Origin of the sequence: Halomonas aquatica (assembly GCF_040196335.1) — a bacterium.
Taxonomy (GTDB): Bacteria; Pseudomonadota; Gammaproteobacteria; order Pseudomonadales; family Halomonadaceae; genus Halomonas; species Halomonas aquatica.
Genome location: NZ_JBEGCJ010000002.1, coordinates 280,301 through 296,989, shown reverse-complemented (window position 1 = coordinate 296,989; position 16,689 = coordinate 280,301). Strand labels below are relative to the sequence as shown.

Here is a 16,689-nt window from a genome sequence, read left to right as displayed (position 1 = left end):
GGCGTTGTATCGCCCCCTGATGTCGAGCCTCGACTGGAGCCATTGAGGTGGGTCAGCAGGGAGGAGACCTCAGGAATCCCGGCCGGCCTGGATGGCGGTCAGGGCGATGGTGTAGACGATGTCGTCGACCAGCGCTCCCCGCGAGAGGTCGTTCACCGGTTTGTTGAGACCCTGCAGCATGGGCCCGACGCTGACCACCCCGGCACTGCGCTGGACCGCCTTGTAGGTGGTGTTGCCGGTGTTGAGGTCGGGAAACACGAAGACCGTGGCGCGCCCCGCCACCGGCGAGTCGGGTGCCTTCTGGCGGCCCACGCTCTCGATGGCCGCGGCGTCATACTGCAGCGGTCCGTCGATGCACAGAGAAGGCTCGCGCTCCCGGGCGATGCGCGTGGCCTTGCGCACCTTCTCCACGTCGGCCCCGCTGCCGGATTCCCCGGTGGAGTAGCTGATCATCGCCACTCGGGGTTCGATGCCGAAGGCCGCGGCGGAGCGGGCGCTCTGTATGGCGATCTCGGCCAAGGCCTCGGCGTCTGGATCGGGAATCACCGCGCAGTCGCCGTAGACCACCACCTGATCGGGCAGCAGCATGAAGAAGATCGACGACACCTGCCGGTAGCCGGGAGCCGTCCTGATCAGCTGGAAGGCAGGACGTATGGTGTTGGAGGTGGTGTGGATCGCCCCCGACACCAGGCCGTCCACCGCGCCCTCGGCCAGCATCATCGTGCCCAGCACCACCGTGTCCTGGAGCTGGTCCGCGGCGGTCAGGGCATTGAGCTTGCCGGGACGACGCTTGACCATCGGCTTGACGTAGGAGAGGCGGAGCTCGGCCGGATCGAGAATCTCGAGATCCTCGGGCAATTCGAGGCCGCGCTGCCGGGCCACCGCCTCGACCTCCTCGCGCCTGGCCAACAGCACGCAGCGGGCGATGCCCCGCTGCTGGCAGATCACCGCGGCTTCCACGGTGCGCGGCTCGCTGCCCTCGGGCAGCACGATGCGCTTGCTCTCCTGCTGGGCCAGCCTGACCAGCCGGTGGCGGAAGGCGGCCGGCGAGAGCCGGCTCGGGTAGCCGAGGCTGAGGTTCTCCTTGAGCCATTGCAGGTCGAGGTGGCCGGCCACGAAGCGGGTCACCTGCTCGGCCCGCTCCGGGTCGTCGATGGGAATGTCGTTGGCCATGCGGTCCAGCTGCTGGGCCGTGGCGAAGCTGTCGGAGTCCACGGCCAGTATCGGCAGGCCGCTCGCCAGCGCCGGACGACAGAACTCGATCATCGCGTCGTCGGGAAGTTCTCCGTGTGTCAGCAGCACGCCCGCCAGCGGCACCCCGTTCATGGTTGCAAGCGACGCGGCGAGCAGGATGTCAGCCCGATCCCCGGAGGTGACCAGCAGGCGGCCGGGGCGGAACATGTGCAGGGCATGGGAGGCGCTGCGGGCGCACAGGCTGGTGCCCATCACCCGACGACTGTCGGCCTCACCCCGGTGAAGGATGCGTGCCTCCAGGGCCCTGGCGACATCCAGTACCCGCGGCGCGGAGAGGAGTGTATGCCAGGGCACGGCACCGATCAGGTGGAAACGATCGCCGTCCAGCGCCGGAAGGAAACGGCGCAGGCTCGTGGTCCACTCTTCCATGCGCTGGGCGGTGAGCATCGGCGCCGCCAGCGACGTGGAGCCCTCAGCGTCTGGCAGGGGGCGCAGGCGCATCAGGATGCAGCCGAGCGTTCGCGGGGAATCGACGCCCTCGAATGCCTGGGCGTGAATGTCGAGCCGCTCTGCCAGGTCGCGGGGATCGCTCAGGTCGCCATCGGCCACGAGGATGGTGCGCGCATTCAGCGCATGGGCCAGCTCTACGTTGAGCCGGGTCGCGTAGCTGCTGTGTTGGCTGGGTGCCAGTCCCTCTATCACCACCAGCTCGGGGGCGTCGCCCGCCTCGGGCATGACGACCCGGGCATGGCGGTCAACGGCTTCCTCCATCAGATCGTCGACGCGATCCTCGCGCAGCAGGTGCTCGAGCCGTGCCTGGGGCAGCGGCTCGGGAGGTGAAAGGTTCAGGGTACTGGTGGCCAGGGCGCAGGAGTGATCGGGGCCGTTGCCATTGAGCTCGTCCTGACGGAAAGGCTTGAGGAAGCCGGCCTTCAGCCCGATGGTGTCCAGGGCGCGGATCAGCCCCAGGCAGGCGGAGGTCAGGCCAACGCCACTGTCGGTGGGCACCAGCAGCACGTTGCGGGGATCGGGACGGCGGTCACTCGGGGGCATGGGTAGCCTCTTGTTCCAGCAGCTGGCGGGTTTCCTCGGCGATGCGCCCCTCCTCGTCGGTGGGGATGACCCACAGCTCGGGAATCCGGCCGCCCACGTCGAGATCGATGCGGCCCTCGCGGCCGCCCACGGTTCGGGCGTTGGCGATGGCGTCCAGCCTAAGGCCGAAGTGTGGCAGCAGCTTGACCACCCTGGCGCGCACGTCGCTGTCATTCTCGCCGATGCCGCCGGTAAAGACGATGCCATCCAGGCGGGGCAGGGCACAGGAGAGTCCCGCCAGCGATTTGGCCAGGCGATAGCAGAACACCTCGATGGCCAGCAGCGCACCCGCGTGGTGCTCGGCGGCTGCCTGGTGCAGGCGGCGCATGTCATTGGAGAGCCCGGAGAGACCCAGCAGGCCACTCTCCTTGTTGAGCAGGGTGTCGATGCGCTCGATCGACCAGCCCAACTGGCGCGCCAGGTGGGCGTGCAGGCCGGGGTCGACGTCGCCGCTGCGGGTACCCATCACCAGCCCCTCCAGGGGGGTCAGTCCCATGCTGGTGTCGACGCTCTCCCCGTGCCAGACCGCACAGGTTGAGCAGCCGTTGCCCAGGTGCGCGATGAGCCAGCCACCATGGCTTCGGTCACTCAGGCCATCGACCCGTGCGCTCACGAAGGCGTGGCTGCTGCCATGGAAGCCGTAGCGGCGGATGCCGTGACGGCGATAGAGCGGTTCCGGCAGGGCGTAGCGGTAGGCGTGAGGGGGCAGGGTCTGGTGGAAGGCGGTATCGAAGACCGCCACCTGGGGCAGGTCGGGGAACAATGCGAGGGTGGCCGCCAGGCCCGACAGGTTGGCCGGGTTGTGAAGCGGCGCCAGGGCCACGGTGGCCTCGATGGCTCGCTTCACGGCGGCGTCGATGCGAGTGGCCCGGGTGAATCGCTCACCGCCGTGGACGATGCGATGCCCCACCGCCACGGGCTGCTGCCCCTCGAGAGTCTCGAGGATGGTCGCCATGGCCTCGGCGTGCTCGGCGCCGTGGAGTGGTCGCGAGAACCCGCGTCCCTCGCTGTCGATCCCCGTGAGGCGGGCATCCACGCTGCCCAGGCGCTCGGCTAGGCCGGCCAGGCGGGGCTGGTCGGGCGAGGCGGGCACCAGGGCATACTTGATCGACGAGGAGCCGCAGTTGATTACCAGTACCGGGTCGTTCATGGGCATCCCGTCGGATTGGCGTGCTCGGGGCGAGCGGTCACGTCGCACAGGACAGACAATGCGACGCCTGAGCATGTCGAATCTAGCATGTTGCGGTGCAGGGTTCAGGGATTCGGTGCCCCAGGGGCCTGCGGCGCGGACGCGCCTGCCTTGTAGTGAGCGGCCAGTCGCTGCCATTGATTCGAGCGACAGAATATCTTGCGCCCTGATCAATGCTGTACCAGAATGATCGTGTGTATGGAAACACTGTTTTTTAACTGGAGGTGTGTCATGAAGACCATCACGATCTCTGCCGTATCCGCCGCCCTGCTTCTGGCTGGCGCCACCGCCCATGCTCAGGGCAGCCCGATGAACTACCAGCCGAGTCCCTACCTCGGCGCCGATGCCATGTTCTGGGAGCTCGACCCGGATGTCGGTGGCAGCGTCGACAGCACCGGCCTGCGCCTGCGGGGTGGCGTGGCGTTCAACGACTACTTCGCCCTGGAAGGCCATCTCGGTACCGGTGGATCCGACGAGGGCGTCGAGTTGGACTACCTGGCCGGCGCCTATGCCAAGGGCATCCTGCCCATCGTGCCGACCTTCCGGCTCTACGGCCTGGTCGGCTTCACCGAGGTGGATTTCGATCTCTCTGACGAGAGCGACTTCTCCTACGGGGGCGGTGCCGAGTTCGACGTGGCCCCCAACCTCGCCGTGAGTGCCGACTACATGCGCTACCTGGACGAGTCGAACTACACCTTCGATGCCGCCAGTCTCGGGATGACGTTCCGCTTCTGATCCCTGTGACGGGCATCATGCGAATCGCCCCCGCCGCTAGCTGACTAGCGGCGGGGGCGATCTTCGTTGTGTGGTCGTGGCCCGGGACGACAACGGGGGCTTGCTCAGAGGCTCCGGTCCAGCCCCATCTGCCAGAAGTCGATCTCGAGCCGGGTGGCGTCGCGGAACACCACGCAGAGTTCGGCAAAGCGGCGTGGCGTCACGTCCGCCAGACGCGCATCCAGCCAGGCGCGCTCGTCGGCCATGGCCTGCTGGAAGTCTACGCTCTCGTACATGGCTATCCAGGCGTCATGGGGGTTGGCCTTGCCGCGAACGGTAGCGGCCTGGGCATCGAGCCAGCCCGCGATCTCGCCGTAGCCGATCAGGCAGGGGGCGAGGGCCACGTGCAGATCCAGCAGGTCGCCGCGATGGCCGGTGTCCAGCACGTAGCGCGTATAGGCGAGCGTCGCGCGTGCCTCGGGCAGGCGGGCCAGTTCCTCCTCCGATATGCCCCACTCGCGGCAGTAGTCCACGTGCAGACCGAGCTCGACGTCGAGGATAGTCTTGAGGCCCGCGAAGGCGTGGCGGAGCTCGTCGAGATCACGGCTCTTGTAGGCGGCCAGGGCATAGGCCCGGGCGAAGTGGATCAGGAAGAGGTAGTCCTGCTGCAGGTAGTGGCGAAAGGCGCCCTCCTCGAGGGTGGCGTCGCCCAGTCGACGGACGAACTCATGCTCGATGTAGGCGCGCCAGTCGTCCTGGCAGGCCGCGGTGAGGTCGTCGAATCGGTAGCCCATCTTGCCTCCGGTCAGGGGGGCGATCCGGCAGCAGGGCGGGAGAGGGTGGCCAGGGAGGGGACAACGAAGCACTGGTCACCGCTTGATTCCTACGCCGGTACCAGCCGGATCAGGTTCCACGGGACCAGCGCTGCGTTCGTCTGCGAACCTGCGCCATCTCAGCCGGATTCACCGGCACCCCGTCAAGCGATGCGGCCAGTCTAGCAGGCTGGCCGTCCCTTGCCAGCCCGCCCGCGGCCGGCTACTGCCGGATGGCTTCCAGCTCGAGGATCCGCTTCACGTCGTCGCCGACCAGGCCGTTGTCGACCCCGTGGGTCATCCCGTCCCTTGGTTGGTGGCGCGTCATTCCGGCTCGGTGTCCAGCATTTCGACCCACTCCATCCGGTCGGGAAGTGTCAGCTCGCTGGCGGGGCGACCGCTCTCATACCATTCGCGGACGTTGCGCAGCTGCCATCGACGGCGATCGCCGTCAAGCTCGATGCCCAGCCGCAAGGGTCCGTAGCGGGCGAGGGCGCGGCCCGCCAGGTGGGGGTCGCGCAGGGCGACGTTGGCCAGCAGCTCCAGGCGACTGCCGCCCTGCACCGCCAGGTCCTCCAGGCGGAGGGTGTCGTCGTCGAACATCACGCGCACCTTGCCGCGCACCTCGCCGAGCGTCAGCCTTTCACGCAGCCAGCTCCGTTCCCGGGACGAGTCGACAAACAGGTTGACCAGCAGGCCGCTGTCGCGCATGGCCAGGTCGAGCCGGGCGTCGAGCGCCAGCGGTGCCACCCAACGCATGTGCCCCTCGGGGACCTCGAGGCGCGCCCACCAGCCTCGGGTCAGGCCGCCGCTGGCGTTCTCCAGGCGCACGTCGCTCATGCGAAGTTCCGAGCCGGAGACGTCGAAGCGCAGCGTGTCCAGGTCGCCATCGGAAAGGCGAGTCTCCAGCGCCAGGCTGCCCTCCAGAATCTGCTCGTCGAAGGCGAGGCGGGCGTCGGCGGCGTTCAGCTCAAGGCTGCCCTCGGCCATTAGTCCCTCGAGCCTCAGATGGGTGGCCATCGTCGCCTGGCCCGACAGGAAGGCGATGCCCGCATCCTTCGGGAGGTAGTCATTGAAGGCGACGAGGTCTGGTATCGCCACATCGGGCATGTCGATGCGCGTGCTGAGTGCCTCCAGGCCCCCGCTCGGGTTCAGCCGCTGCGCCACGCTGCGGATCTCCAGCAGGCGGCCGTCGATCAGCGTGTCGCTTCCCTCCTGGCGGCGCAGGCCGAAGCGCGGCAGGGAGAGCTTCAACTGCGCGCCGGGGTCGGTGGCCTCCAGCACCAGCGAGCCGTCGCCGAAGGCCTCGTAGTGCAGGAAGCGAACGGCGAGCCTGTCGGAGTCCACGCGAAGCTGGCTGTCGGGCATCACCTCGCCGTTCGCGAGATCGAGGTCGAGGGTCAGGCGTCCGCCACCCTGGACGGCCAGGCCATGCTCGTCGGGCAGAAAGGCATTGAGGAAGCCGAGACGGTCGAGCTGGCCATCCAACTGCAGGGTGCCGGCCATAGGGCGGCGTGGCGCCTCCCGGCCGGGCCAGTCGAAGCCGCCCTCGAGCCTCGCCCTGGGTAGCACCAGCAGGGTGTGAAGCGGCTCCCCGCGACTCGACGAGGCGGTCAGTTCCAGCCGGCTGCCGGACAGGTCGACCCGCTGGCGGTCGGGAACGATCTCGCCCAGCTCCAGGGTCACGTCCAGTTCGCCCAGGAAGTCTTCTTCCAGCAGGCGACCCCGTATCTCGTCGCCTGCCAGGGTGATGCGCCCTCGGCCTCGGTCGTCCTCCAGCATGATGCGCCCGCTGCTGTCGGCCCATCCGGCCTCCAGCCGCAGCGGCACCGCCTCCGGCAGGTAGGCGTTGAGCACCGCCACATCGGGAATGCGCGCGCCATGCCACTCCACCGTCATTGAGCGGGAACCCGGGAGCTTCGGTCGTGCACTCGCCGTACCGGTGAGGGAAAGCTGCTCGGCCTGGAGGAGTTCACGGCCATCCGCGAGGCGAGTGAGGGCCACCTCGTCGAAGATCAGCTCGACGTCGGCCTGCGGGTCTGGGCCATCGGGCCGCAGGGCGAGGTGCGCCCGACCATCGCCGCGGGCATGGACACCGAGGAAGCGCGCCTCGAGCTCCTCGGAGCGTACCTCCACCTGGCTGCCCGCCAGCGGCTGCCCATCCCGGATGTGCAAGGTCCCGGCGAGCCGGCCGCCGCCTTCCAGGGCCAGTCCGACATCGCCGAATCGTTCGGCCAGCAGGGGGGCGAGCAAAGGGGCGAGCATGCCGAGATGGGCAACCCTGCCGCGCAGTTCCACATCCGCTGACCAGGGGATGGCGCCGTCGAGCGGGGGCGTGTCACCGCGTGTTCGCCAGGCCAGCGGCGACTGGAACCGTGCCGTGGGCAGTTGCAGCTGGGTAGTGAGCGGCTGCGCCTCGCCCGGGGCGGCGGCGTCGAGGTCGAGTCGCGTGCCGGAGATGTCCACCATGCCGTGTTCGACGTCGAGCTCGGCAATCGGCAGGTGCAGGCCGAGGCGTCCTCGCAGCGGCTGCTCGCCGAGGCGAAGGGCCAGTGCCTCGCCGGACAGGTCGAATCCCCCGCTCAGGCGCTCGCCATCGTAGTTAAGCTCGCCCTGCAGCCGTGCCACACCGCCCTCCAGGGTCAATGGCAGCTCGGCAGGGAGATAGTGGTCGAGAGCGGCAATGTCGCCCACCTCGGTGTTCCGCCATTGCAGCCGGGCCCGAACATCACGCGCCTCGTGACGCTGGTCGGAGGGCGCTTCCAGGCGCAGGGCGGGTGCGGTGAGGTCGAGCTGAAAGCCGTCGCCGCGCAGCAGGGGCGCAGACGCGGGGGAAGCGGCGACATCGGCCATCTCGATGTCGTCAAGCTCGACGGCGAGGCGGGCGCGATCTGCCATCTCGGCCTCCACCGAGCCGGCTCCATCGATATGGTAGCTCGCCCCCCCCTCCAGCCAGTGGCTCTCGTCGAGGCGCACGCTCAACTGCGGGGAGTCGAGGCGCAGGCGGCTGCCCGGCTGTACCTCGCCGGCCTCGATCACGACCTCGCCTTTCAGGTCGCCGCGGCCACCGACTTCCAGCCAGCCGAGCGAGGCGAGGTAGGGGTTGAAGACGGTGTAGGCATCGCTGCGTCCGGCCAGGGCGACGGTGCCGGAGACGAAGCGTCCCGCCTCGTTGCCGGCGGTTTCGGCCAGTGCCAGCGGGGCGAGGGCCAGGTTGGCCTCCAGGGTGACGCCCTCCACCAGCCGCATGTCGTCCTTCAGCACGGCGCCGTTGTCCAGCGTCAGCTTCACTTCCTTCGCGGCGAGCATGCCGGCGCCCCAGTCGAAGCCTGCCAGGTGAAGGCTGCCGCTACCCTGCAGGCGGTACGCATCCAGGCTGGCGTGGCGGATGCCCTCGGCATCGAGTCGTCGAAGTCGGAACTCACCGCCGAGCAGCGGGGCCAGGGAGAAGTCCAGTGTGGCGGTCTCTGCCTTCAGCGCATAGCGGTGCTCGGCGGCCGTGCCGGCAAGGCTGAGCCTGGTCACCCGCATGTGTCCGGGAAAGGCCGTCCAGGCCCGCTCCCATTCCAGCGTGACGTGCGGGGCGCGGTCGAGCTGGTGGCGTCCCCAGTCGCTGTTGAGCAGGGTGTTGGCGGTGACGAGGTAGAGAGGATAGAGGGCCGCCAGGAAGAGGGCGAGCCAGGCCAGCGTCCTGAGCGGCGTGGAGCGAATCATGGAAGGCGCTTGCGTGCTGGGGGCATGGGGCCACCTTCAAGTCGAACGGCAACGGCCACGTTCAATAGAGCCGGAAGCGCCGGTGCTCTGGGTGCGCCTCGGCCTCCTGGGGGGTCTTGCGGTAGCGCTTGTACTCCCACTGGTACTGGGCCGGGTCCAGGGCAATGGCGGACTCCACGCTGGCGTTGACGCCGGTGGCCGAGGTGACCTCGTCGGCGGCATAGACCCGCTCGTCGGCGGCCAGGAAGTGGAGGGCGAAGCCCTTGCCGGGCAGTCGCAGGGCCACGCCGGTGACGACCCGCGCCTCGGTGCGGGCCACCAGCTTGGGGAGCAGGGTGGCGGTGTAGGCGAGCCGGCTGAAGAAGGGTGCGAAGACGCCGCTGCCCCAGTCCGGTTCCTGGTCGGGGAGGATGCCCACGGCTTCGGAGCGCTTCAGCGCCTTGAGCAGGGCGGCCACGCCGCGGGGGTTGGTCGGCACCAGCTGCGCGCCGCGTCGCTCCCGGCCCTGGCGGATGATCGGGTCCAGTGGGGCAAGCTTGGGGGGTTCGTACATCGCGGTGAAGGGAAAGTGGCCGGAGAGCCAGAAGTTCAGCACCTCCCAGTTGCCGAAGTGCGGGGCCAGCACGATGACGCCACGACCCTCGGCCCTGGCCCCGTCGAGCAGTTCGCGGCCGTGTACCTCGACGATCGATCCTTCGACCCGCTCGGGGTCGCCCATCCAGGCGAAGCCCAGTTCCAGCATGGTGGCGGTGGAGTGGGTCAGGCTCTGCCGGGCCAGTTGGCGACGATCGGCGTCGCCTCGCGTGGGGTAGACCTCGGCCAGGTTGGTACGGGTGACGAAGCGTTCCCGTCGACTGAAGCGCTCCACCAGCGGGCCGACCAGGCGTGCCAGCCGCCACAGGGTCGCCAGGCGACGACCCGAGAGGCATCGCCACAGGGTGGCGATGGCGCGGGCCTGGAGGGCAAGGAAGCGGGACTCACCGTCGGACATGGATCACACCCACCAGGTGTCCACGTTGTCCGGCGCGCGTTTCTCGTTCAGCGCCTTGAGCCCCTTCACACAGCGGATCACCAGCCAGACCACGGCGGCCAGCCAGGTCAGGAAGCCGATCAGTACCAGGGTGAGCAGGCCGGACACGCCGAAGAACAGCAGGGCCAGCCAGAAGGTGCGGATCTGGTAGCGGTAGTGCTCGTCGATCCACACTGGCCCCTTGCCGCGGTAGACGTAGGCGATCACCACGGCCACCAGTGAGGTCAGGCCGCCCGTGACCATGCCTGCCAGGTGCAGCACATATACCACGATGGGAATCGTCGTGTCGGGGGCGTGCCCGTGTTCGGCGACGACCCGGTCGTCGTCTTGATACAGGTTGTCGTTCATGGCTCTTCCCTGAAGGTCGATAGGCTGGCCCCAATGATACCGCTCGACGCCGACAATGCCACCGGGGCTCGGTCGGTCTGGGTCTCAGTCTGTCGGGGGCTCAGTCGGTCTGGAACTTAATGGGCCGGCTGATCTCCAGCAGGTTGCCGTCCGGGTCACGCAGGTAGAGCGATTCGATCTGGCCAGTGGCGCCCTGGCGGGGCACCGGGCCGAGCTCCACCTCCACGTCCAGTGCCTCCAGATGGCGCTGGACCTCGTCCAGGGGCAGCAGGCTGCGCAAGCAGAGGTCCAGGCTGCCTGGCGTGGGCGTGGCTGCCCGGGGAGTCACGTCGGTGGCGGTCCAGTGCAGGCGCAGGGCGATGTCGCCCAGCATCAGGTCGACGCGTTCCCGGTCGCGATAGCGGACCTCGAGCCCCAGGACACGGGAGTAGAAGTCCACGGCGCGGGAAATGTCGGTCACGGTGATGACCAGGTGGTCCAGACCTGACAGCATTCGGGTCTCCTTGCGGGGTTCTGGAGATAGCAGGGGAATTCTGGGGGAGCCTGTTCTGGCACAGAGGATACGATGATGCTGACCTGTCCGCTATGCACGTCGACCGATACCACGCACTTCCACTGCGATCACCGGCGCGACTATCAGCGGTGCCGGTGCTGCGCGCTGGTCTTCGTTCCACCGGCGCAGCGCCTCGATGCTGCGGCGGAGCGAGCGGTCTATGACCAGCACGTGAATTCCCCCGACGACGCCGGTTATCGGCGCTTTCTTTCTCGCCTCTTCGACCCACTGCAGCGCCGGCTTGCCCCGGGAGCGCGAGGGCTCGACTTCGGGGCAGGGCCGGGGCCGACCCTCTCGGTGATGTTCGAGGAGGCGGGTCATCCGATGGCCATCTACGACCCCTTTTACGCGCCGGACGCCTCGGTGCTCGACCGTCGCTATGCGTTCATCACGGCCACCGAGGTGGCGGAGCATCTCTTCGAGCCCGGCCGGGAACTCGCGCGGCTGGCTTCCCTGCTCGAGCCAGGCGGCTGGCTGGGGCTGATGACCAAGCGGGTGGCCGGTCCTGAGGCCTTCGCCGGCTGGCACTACATCCTCGACCCCACCCATGTGTGCTTCTTCAGCGAGGCAAGCCTGGAATGGCTCGCCGGGCATCTGGACATGCGCGTCGAGTTTCCCGCGGCGGACGTGGCCCTGCTGCAGCGTCGTTAGCGGTGTCCCGGCCGGGGGCGTGCCAGGCTTAATCGGACATCTCGCGGCCCACCTGACGGTCTTGCTGGGCCGGCACGAGGAGCTCTGGAAAACGTTTGACTCCCCGTCTGCCGAGGGTATGATTTCTTGTATTAGGAATCGCTCAACGGCCCACCGTTAGGCGTTCTCCGGCACCTTCTGCCACCCTTCCTGTTACCCCTACCCACCTGCTGCTGTGAGGCCCTTCATGTCGCGGCAACTGCTGGCCATGGCCCTGGCTCCTCTTCTGGGGCTCTTCATCCTGGGGATCGGTAACGGTTTCCTTGCCACCGTGATCACTCTGCGCCTGGATGCCGCCGGCGAGTCGGCGGTGGTGATCGGCTGGGTCTCTTCCGCCTACTTCATCGGCCTGGCGCTGGGCGCCATGCTCAACGACCGGCTGCTGCTGCGCATCGGGCATATCCGCGCCTACGGCAGTTTCGCCTCGCTGGTGGCAGTCACCGTGCTGCTGCAGGGCCTGGTGGCCGAGCCCTGGGCCTGGTTCGCCCTGCGCCTGATCGGCGGCTGGGCCACGGTGGGCGTGTATCTCGTCATCGAGAGCTGGCTGCTGGCCTCCGGCGATGCCCGGGTACGCGGCCGCCTGCTGGCCCTCTACATGATTTCGCTCTATGCCGCCGGCGTGCTCGGCCAGCTGTTGCTGGGTGTCACCGAGGCCATGGGTGGGCCCGCCTCCTTCATGGTGATCGGCCTGCTGGCCTCGCTGTCGGTGCTGCCCATGGCGATGATCCCGCGGGTCTCGCCACTGATCGAGAAGGCCGAGCCGCTCTCGCCGCTGCGTCTGGTCACCCTGACCCCTACCGGGGTCATGGGCAGCTTCGGCTCGGGGCTGATGGTGGCGGCGGTCTACTCCCTGCTGCCGCTCTACCTGCAGCGCACCGGCCTGCCGGTGGAGCGGATCGGCCAGATGATGGCGGTGGTGGTTCTCGGCGCCATGCTGCTGCAGTACCCGGTGGGGCGCTGGTCGGATCGCCACGACCGCCAGCTGGTGCTGATCCTGATCGGTGCCTTCTGCACCCTGATTTCGGCGGCCGTCCTGTGGCTGCCGATCAACCAGTGGATCCTGGCCGGCCTGCTGTTCCTCCTCGGGGGCGGCGTCTTCTCGCTCTATCCGGTGGCGGTGGGCCATGCCGCCGACCGGGCGCCGGCCGGTGCCCTGGTCCGCATGAGCCAGGGCCTGTTGCTGATCAATGCCATCGGCTCGGCCATCAGTCCGCCGTTGATCTCCCCGGTGCTCGCCCTGCTGGGCGATGCCGGCCTGTTCTGGGCCTTCGGTACCATCGGAATATTGCTGGTGGCCTTCTTCTCTTGGCGGCGCAGAGTGCGTCCGGCGCCGGTACCGGTGGCGCCGTTCTCCGCCTCCACTCCGATGTCCTCGGTGGGCGCCGAGCTCTCCGTGACCGAGGAATGGGTACAGGGTGCCCGGGAGCACGAGCACATGGAGGATCTCTCCGGCGCCGTATCTGAGGTCGAGGTGGCCGAGCCGCTGGTGGGCCCTCCGCCACCCGACCAGTCCCATGTCGTCTACTATGATGACGAGCTAGAACCCGATGAGGAGCCGACGTCCGACGAGTCGCCCCAGTCGGGTCCTGCGCGCTCCTGACGCCCTGTCGGCGAGGAGCCCTCCGACCACGAGCCCGCTGTCCGGACGCGGGCTCGTGCGTCTCCGGGATCGACCTTGGAATAATGGTTAACGGAAAGTAGGGAATCTACTATCGGCGCTACCATTTTTCCCCGAGGTGATCCATGACCCCCTACGCCGCCCCCGTCCGCGACTTCCGCTTCGTGCTGGAGGAAGTGCTGGAACACGGCTCCCTGGCCCTGCCCGGCTTCGAGGAGGCCAGCCCCGACCTGGTCGAGGCGGTGCTGGAGGAGGCGGCGAAGCTCGCGGGGGACGTCTGGGCTCCCCTCAATGCCAGCGGCGACCGCCAGGGCTGCACCCTGCGCCAGGACGGGTCGGTGAATGTGCCCGAAGGCTTTATCGAGGCCTACCAGGCCTACGCCGAAGGCGGTTGGAACGGTATCGGCGTTGGTGAGGCGCTGGGTGGCCAGGGCCTGCCCGAGGTGGTGGCAAGCTCGGTTCAGGAGATGCTCCACGGCGCCAACATGGCCCTCGGGCTCTGCCCGATGCTCACGGCCGGGGCGATCGAGGCGCTGGCCCACCACGGCAGCGATGCGCAGAAGGCCACCTATCTGCCGAAGCTGGTCGAGGGCACCTGGACCGGCACCATGAACCTCACCGAGCCCCAGGCCGGCTCCGACCTCTCCAAGGTGCGAACCCGCGGCGTACCCCAGGAGGACGGCAGCTATCGGCTCTTCGGCCAGAAGATCTACATCACCTGGGGCGAGCACGACGCCGCTGAGAACATCATCCACCTGGTATTGGCGCGCACCCCCGATGCCCCCGAGGGCAACAAGGGGATCTCGCTGTTCCTGGTGCCGAAGTACCTGGTGATTGATGACGACGGCTCGCTCGGCGAGCGCAATGACGTCACCTGTGCCTCCATCGAGCACAAGCTGGGCATCCACGGTTCACCCACCTGCACCCTGAGCTTCGGCGAGAACGAGGGCGCCATCGGCTATCTGGTAGGCGAGGAGGGGCGTGGCCTCAACCACATGTTCACCATGATGAACGAGGCGCGCCACAAGGTCGGCGTGCAGGGCATCGGCGTGGCCGAGCGGGCCTGCCAGCAGGCCTTCGCCTTCGCCCTGGACCGGGTGCAGGGCAAAAGCCCCAGGAGCCGCGGCGGGCGCGAGTGCACCATCAGCGACCACCTGGACGTGCGGCGCATGCTGCTCTCCATGCGCGCCCGCACCGATGCCCTGCGCGCGCTGGCCCTCTTCTGCGCCGCCCAGCTCGATGTGGCCCGCCACGCCGCCGATGAGAGCGAGCGCGAGGCCGCCCAGGCCAAGGTCGACGTGCTGATCCCTGTGGTCAAGGCCTTCTCCACCGACCAGGCCGTGGAGATCGCCTCTCTCGGCGTCCAGGTGCATGGCGGCATGGGCTTCATCGAGGAGACCGGCGCCGCCCAGTTGCTGCGCGACGCCCGGATCGCCCCCATCTACGAGGGCACCAACGGCATCCAGGCCCTCGACCTGGCCGGCCGCAAGCTGCAACGTGACGGCGGGGCGGCCCTGGCCGGGCTGATCGACGACGTGGAGGGAACCGCCCGGCTGCTCAGTGAGACCCCAGAGCTGGCGGCCCTCGGCGAGGCGCTCGCCGCCGGCGCTGCCGACCTCACCGCTGTCATGGCCATCCTGCTGGAGCAGGGCAGTGACCCGGAGCGCGGCCCGGATGCCATCCAGGCCTACGCCACGCCTTTCCTTAGCCTGGCCGGCCATGTGCTCTGCGCCTGGCAGATGGGGCGTGCGGCGCTGGCGGCCAACACCGCCCAGCAGACCGGCAGTCGGCCGGACCCCGGACGGCCTGATCCCTTCTATGCTGCCAAGTTGCAGAGCGCCGATTTCGTCATTCGCCAGTGGTTGCCCGTGGGTCGCGCCCAGAGAGCGGTGATCGAGGCCGGCATGGCCAGCCTCGCCGCCTTCGAGCCCGGCTCTTTATGAGCAGTGACCAGTGACCTTGCCTGCCGCCGACCCGCGTGCCGGCGGTGACCCTTCAGGACATTCGTGGAGCCCATCATGACCCAGAGCATCTTCGAGCAGGGCCTGCCCCAGACGCCGGCCAACCACGTGGCACTCTCGCCGCTGACCTTCATCGAGCGCAGCGCCTCGGTCTACCCGGACTACCCGGCGGTGGTGCACGGTGAGATCCGCCGCACCTGGGCCGAGACCTGGCAGCGCTGCCGGCGCCTCGCCTCGGCGCTGGAGAAACACGGCATCCTGCCCGGCCAGGCCGTGGCGGCCATGCTGCCCAACGTGCCGGCCATGTTCGAGGCCCACTTCGGCGTGCCGCTGGCGGGCTGCGTGCTCAACACCCTGAACATCCGCCTGGACGCCGAGGCCATCGCCTACATGCTCGAGCACGGCGAGGCGAAGGCGGTTCTGGTCGACCCCGAGTTCGCGGGGGTGATCGAGGCCGCGGTGGAGAGGCTCGACCACAAGCCGCTGCTGATCGACGTGGACGATGCGCTCTTCGAGGGCTCGGCGCGACGCATCGGCGAACTGGAGTACGAGGCCCTGCTGGCCGAGGGCGATCCGGAGTACGCCTACACGCTTCCGAAGGACGAATGGCAGGCGATCTCGCTGAACTACACCTCCGGCACCACCGGCAAGCCCAAGGGCGTGGTCTACCACCACCGTGGCGCCTACCTGAATGCGGTGAGCAACATCCTCGAGTGGGCCATGCCCCACCATCCCGTCTACCTGTGGACCCTGCCGATGTTCCACTGCAACGGCTGGTGTTTCCCCTGGACCATCGCCGCCCGGGCCGGCGTAAGCGTCTGCCTGCGCCGGGTCGACCCGAAGCGGATCATGGACCTGATCGTCGATGAGGGGGTGAGCCACTTCAGCGGTGCGCCCATCGTGCTCAACGGCCTCGTCAACCTGCCCGACGAGCAGAAGCGCGACTTCGATCATCCGGTGAAGGTCACCACCGCCGGCGCGGCGCCACCCGCCTCGGTGATCGCCGGGGTCGAACAGCTCGGCATCGAGGTGACCCACGTCTACGGCCTGACCGAGGTCTACGGCCCGGTGACCGTGTGCGCCTGGCGCGAGGCCTGGGACGAACTGCCCCTGGAACAGCGGGCCAGGATCAAGGCCCGCCAGGGCGTGCGCTACCACATGCTCGAGGCGCTCTGTGTGGCCGACCCGGTCACCCTGGAGCCGGTGCCCAAGGACGGCGAGACCATCGGTGAGATCCTGATGCGCGGCAACAACGTCATGAAGGGCTATCTCAAGAATGAGTCTGCCACCGAACAGGCCCTCGATGGGGGCTGGTACCATACCGGCGACCTGGCGGTCTGGCATCCGGACGGCTACCTGGAGATCAAGGACCGATCCAAGGACATCATCATCTCCGGCGGCGAGAACATTTCCACCATCGAGGTGGAAGACGCCATCTACTCGCATCCGGCGGTGGAAGAGGCCGCGGTGGTGGCCAAGCCCGATGAGAAGTGGGGCGAGACGCCCTGCGCCTTCGTCAAGCTGAAGGTGGGCTACGGGGAGGTCACCGAGCAGGAGATCATCGAGCATTGCCGCGAGCACCTGGCCCGCTTCAAGGTGCCCAAGAACGTGATCTTCACAGAGCTGCCCAAGACCTCCACCGGCAAGATCCAGAAATTCGTGCTGCGCGAAGAAGCCAGGAATCAGTAGGTTTTAGAATCAAAAGCTTTCAGAATCAATAGCTATCAGAATCAAAAGCTTTCAGCATCAACAGGTCAACAGGACCAGGAGACAG

Annotated in this window: 12 protein-coding genes and 1 riboswitch; of the genes, 5 read left to right on the top strand and 7 right to left on the bottom strand. The window is 68.1% G+C overall.

Annotated features, from left to right (window positions below; genetic code table 11):
• Nucleotides 1-69 precede the first annotated feature (69 nt).
• A complete protein-coding gene (pta, locus tag ABE960_RS04530; protein ID WP_349761049.1) occupies nucleotides 70-2,247 on the bottom strand; it encodes a phosphate acetyltransferase in 2,178 nt (725 codons plus the stop codon).
• On the bottom strand, nucleotides 2,234-3,436 hold the full coding sequence (locus ABE960_RS04525) for an acetate/propionate family kinase (protein ID WP_349761048.1): 1,203 nt from the start codon (nucleotides 3,434-3,436) through the stop codon (nucleotides 2,234-2,236). Before ABE960_RS04525 ends, pta begins: the two co-directional genes overlap by 14 nt.
• A 270-nt stretch (nucleotides 3,437-3,706) precedes the next feature.
• Between ABE960_RS04525 and ABE960_RS04520 the strand changes: the two genes are divergently transcribed.
• The gene (locus ABE960_RS04520) at nucleotides 3,707-4,210 is read left to right on the top strand and encodes an outer membrane beta-barrel protein (protein ID WP_349761047.1); all 504 of its coding nucleotides are present in this window, start codon (nucleotides 3,707-3,709) and stop codon (nucleotides 4,208-4,210) included.
• A gap of 104 nt (nucleotides 4,211-4,314) precedes the next feature.
• On the opposite strand, the gene tenA is transcribed toward ABE960_RS04520, so the two are convergent.
• The 5 genes from tenA to ABE960_RS04495 all read right to left on the bottom strand — a co-directional run bounded on the left by tenA (nucleotide 4,315) and on the right by ABE960_RS04495 (nucleotide 10,586).
• Entirely contained in the window at nucleotides 4,315-4,983 is a 669-nt protein-coding gene (gene tenA, locus ABE960_RS04515) for a thiaminase II (protein WP_349761046.1), read from the bottom strand.
• Between the two features lie 69 nt (nucleotides 4,984-5,052).
• A riboswitch (TPP riboswitch) is annotated at nucleotides 5,053-5,175 on the bottom strand.
• Between the two features lie 150 nt (nucleotides 5,176-5,325).
• The gene (locus tag ABE960_RS04510) at nucleotides 5,326-8,715 is read right to left on the bottom strand and encodes a hypothetical protein (RefSeq protein WP_349761045.1); all 3,390 of its coding nucleotides are present in this window, start codon (nucleotides 8,713-8,715) and stop codon (nucleotides 5,326-5,328) included.
• 61 nt (nucleotides 8,716-8,776) lie between these two features.
• Entirely contained in the window at nucleotides 8,777-9,706 is a 930-nt protein-coding gene (locus ABE960_RS04505; RefSeq protein WP_349761044.1) for a lysophospholipid acyltransferase family protein, read from the bottom strand.
• A 3-nt stretch (nucleotides 9,707-9,709) separates the two neighbouring features.
• Entirely contained in the window at nucleotides 9,710-10,093 is a 384-nt protein-coding gene (locus ABE960_RS04500) for a DUF4870 family protein (RefSeq protein WP_349761043.1), read from the bottom strand.
• Between the two features lie 100 nt (nucleotides 10,094-10,193).
• Nucleotides 10,194-10,586, bottom strand: coding sequence for a VOC family protein (locus ABE960_RS04495; RefSeq protein WP_349761042.1), 393 nt, complete (start codon nucleotides 10,584-10,586; stop codon nucleotides 10,194-10,196).
• A 72-nt stretch (nucleotides 10,587-10,658) separates the two neighbouring features.
• Here ABE960_RS04495 and ABE960_RS04490 point away from each other — a divergent pair, with 72 nt between their 5' ends.
• The 4 genes from ABE960_RS04490 (at nucleotide 10,659) to ABE960_RS04475 (ending at nucleotide 16,604) form a co-directional block, all read left to right on the top strand.
• A complete protein-coding gene (locus tag ABE960_RS04490) occupies nucleotides 10,659-11,297 on the top strand; it encodes a class I SAM-dependent methyltransferase (protein WP_349761041.1) in 639 nt (212 codons plus the stop codon).
• A 226-nt stretch (nucleotides 11,298-11,523) separates the two neighbouring features.
• Nucleotides 11,524-12,936: an MFS transporter gene (locus ABE960_RS04485; protein ID WP_349761040.1), complete on the top strand. Its 1,413-nt coding sequence runs from the start codon at nucleotides 11,524-11,526 to the stop codon at nucleotides 12,934-12,936.
• A 143-nt stretch (nucleotides 12,937-13,079) separates the two neighbouring features.
• The gene (locus ABE960_RS04480; RefSeq protein WP_349761039.1) at nucleotides 13,080-14,897 is read left to right on the top strand and encodes an acyl-CoA dehydrogenase; all 1,818 of its coding nucleotides are present in this window, start codon (nucleotides 13,080-13,082) and stop codon (nucleotides 14,895-14,897) included.
• A 75-nt stretch (nucleotides 14,898-14,972) separates the two neighbouring features.
• The gene (locus tag ABE960_RS04475) at nucleotides 14,973-16,604 is read left to right on the top strand and encodes an acyl-CoA synthetase (protein ID WP_349761038.1); all 1,632 of its coding nucleotides are present in this window, start codon (nucleotides 14,973-14,975) and stop codon (nucleotides 16,602-16,604) included.
• Nucleotides 16,605-16,689 lie beyond the last annotated feature (85 nt).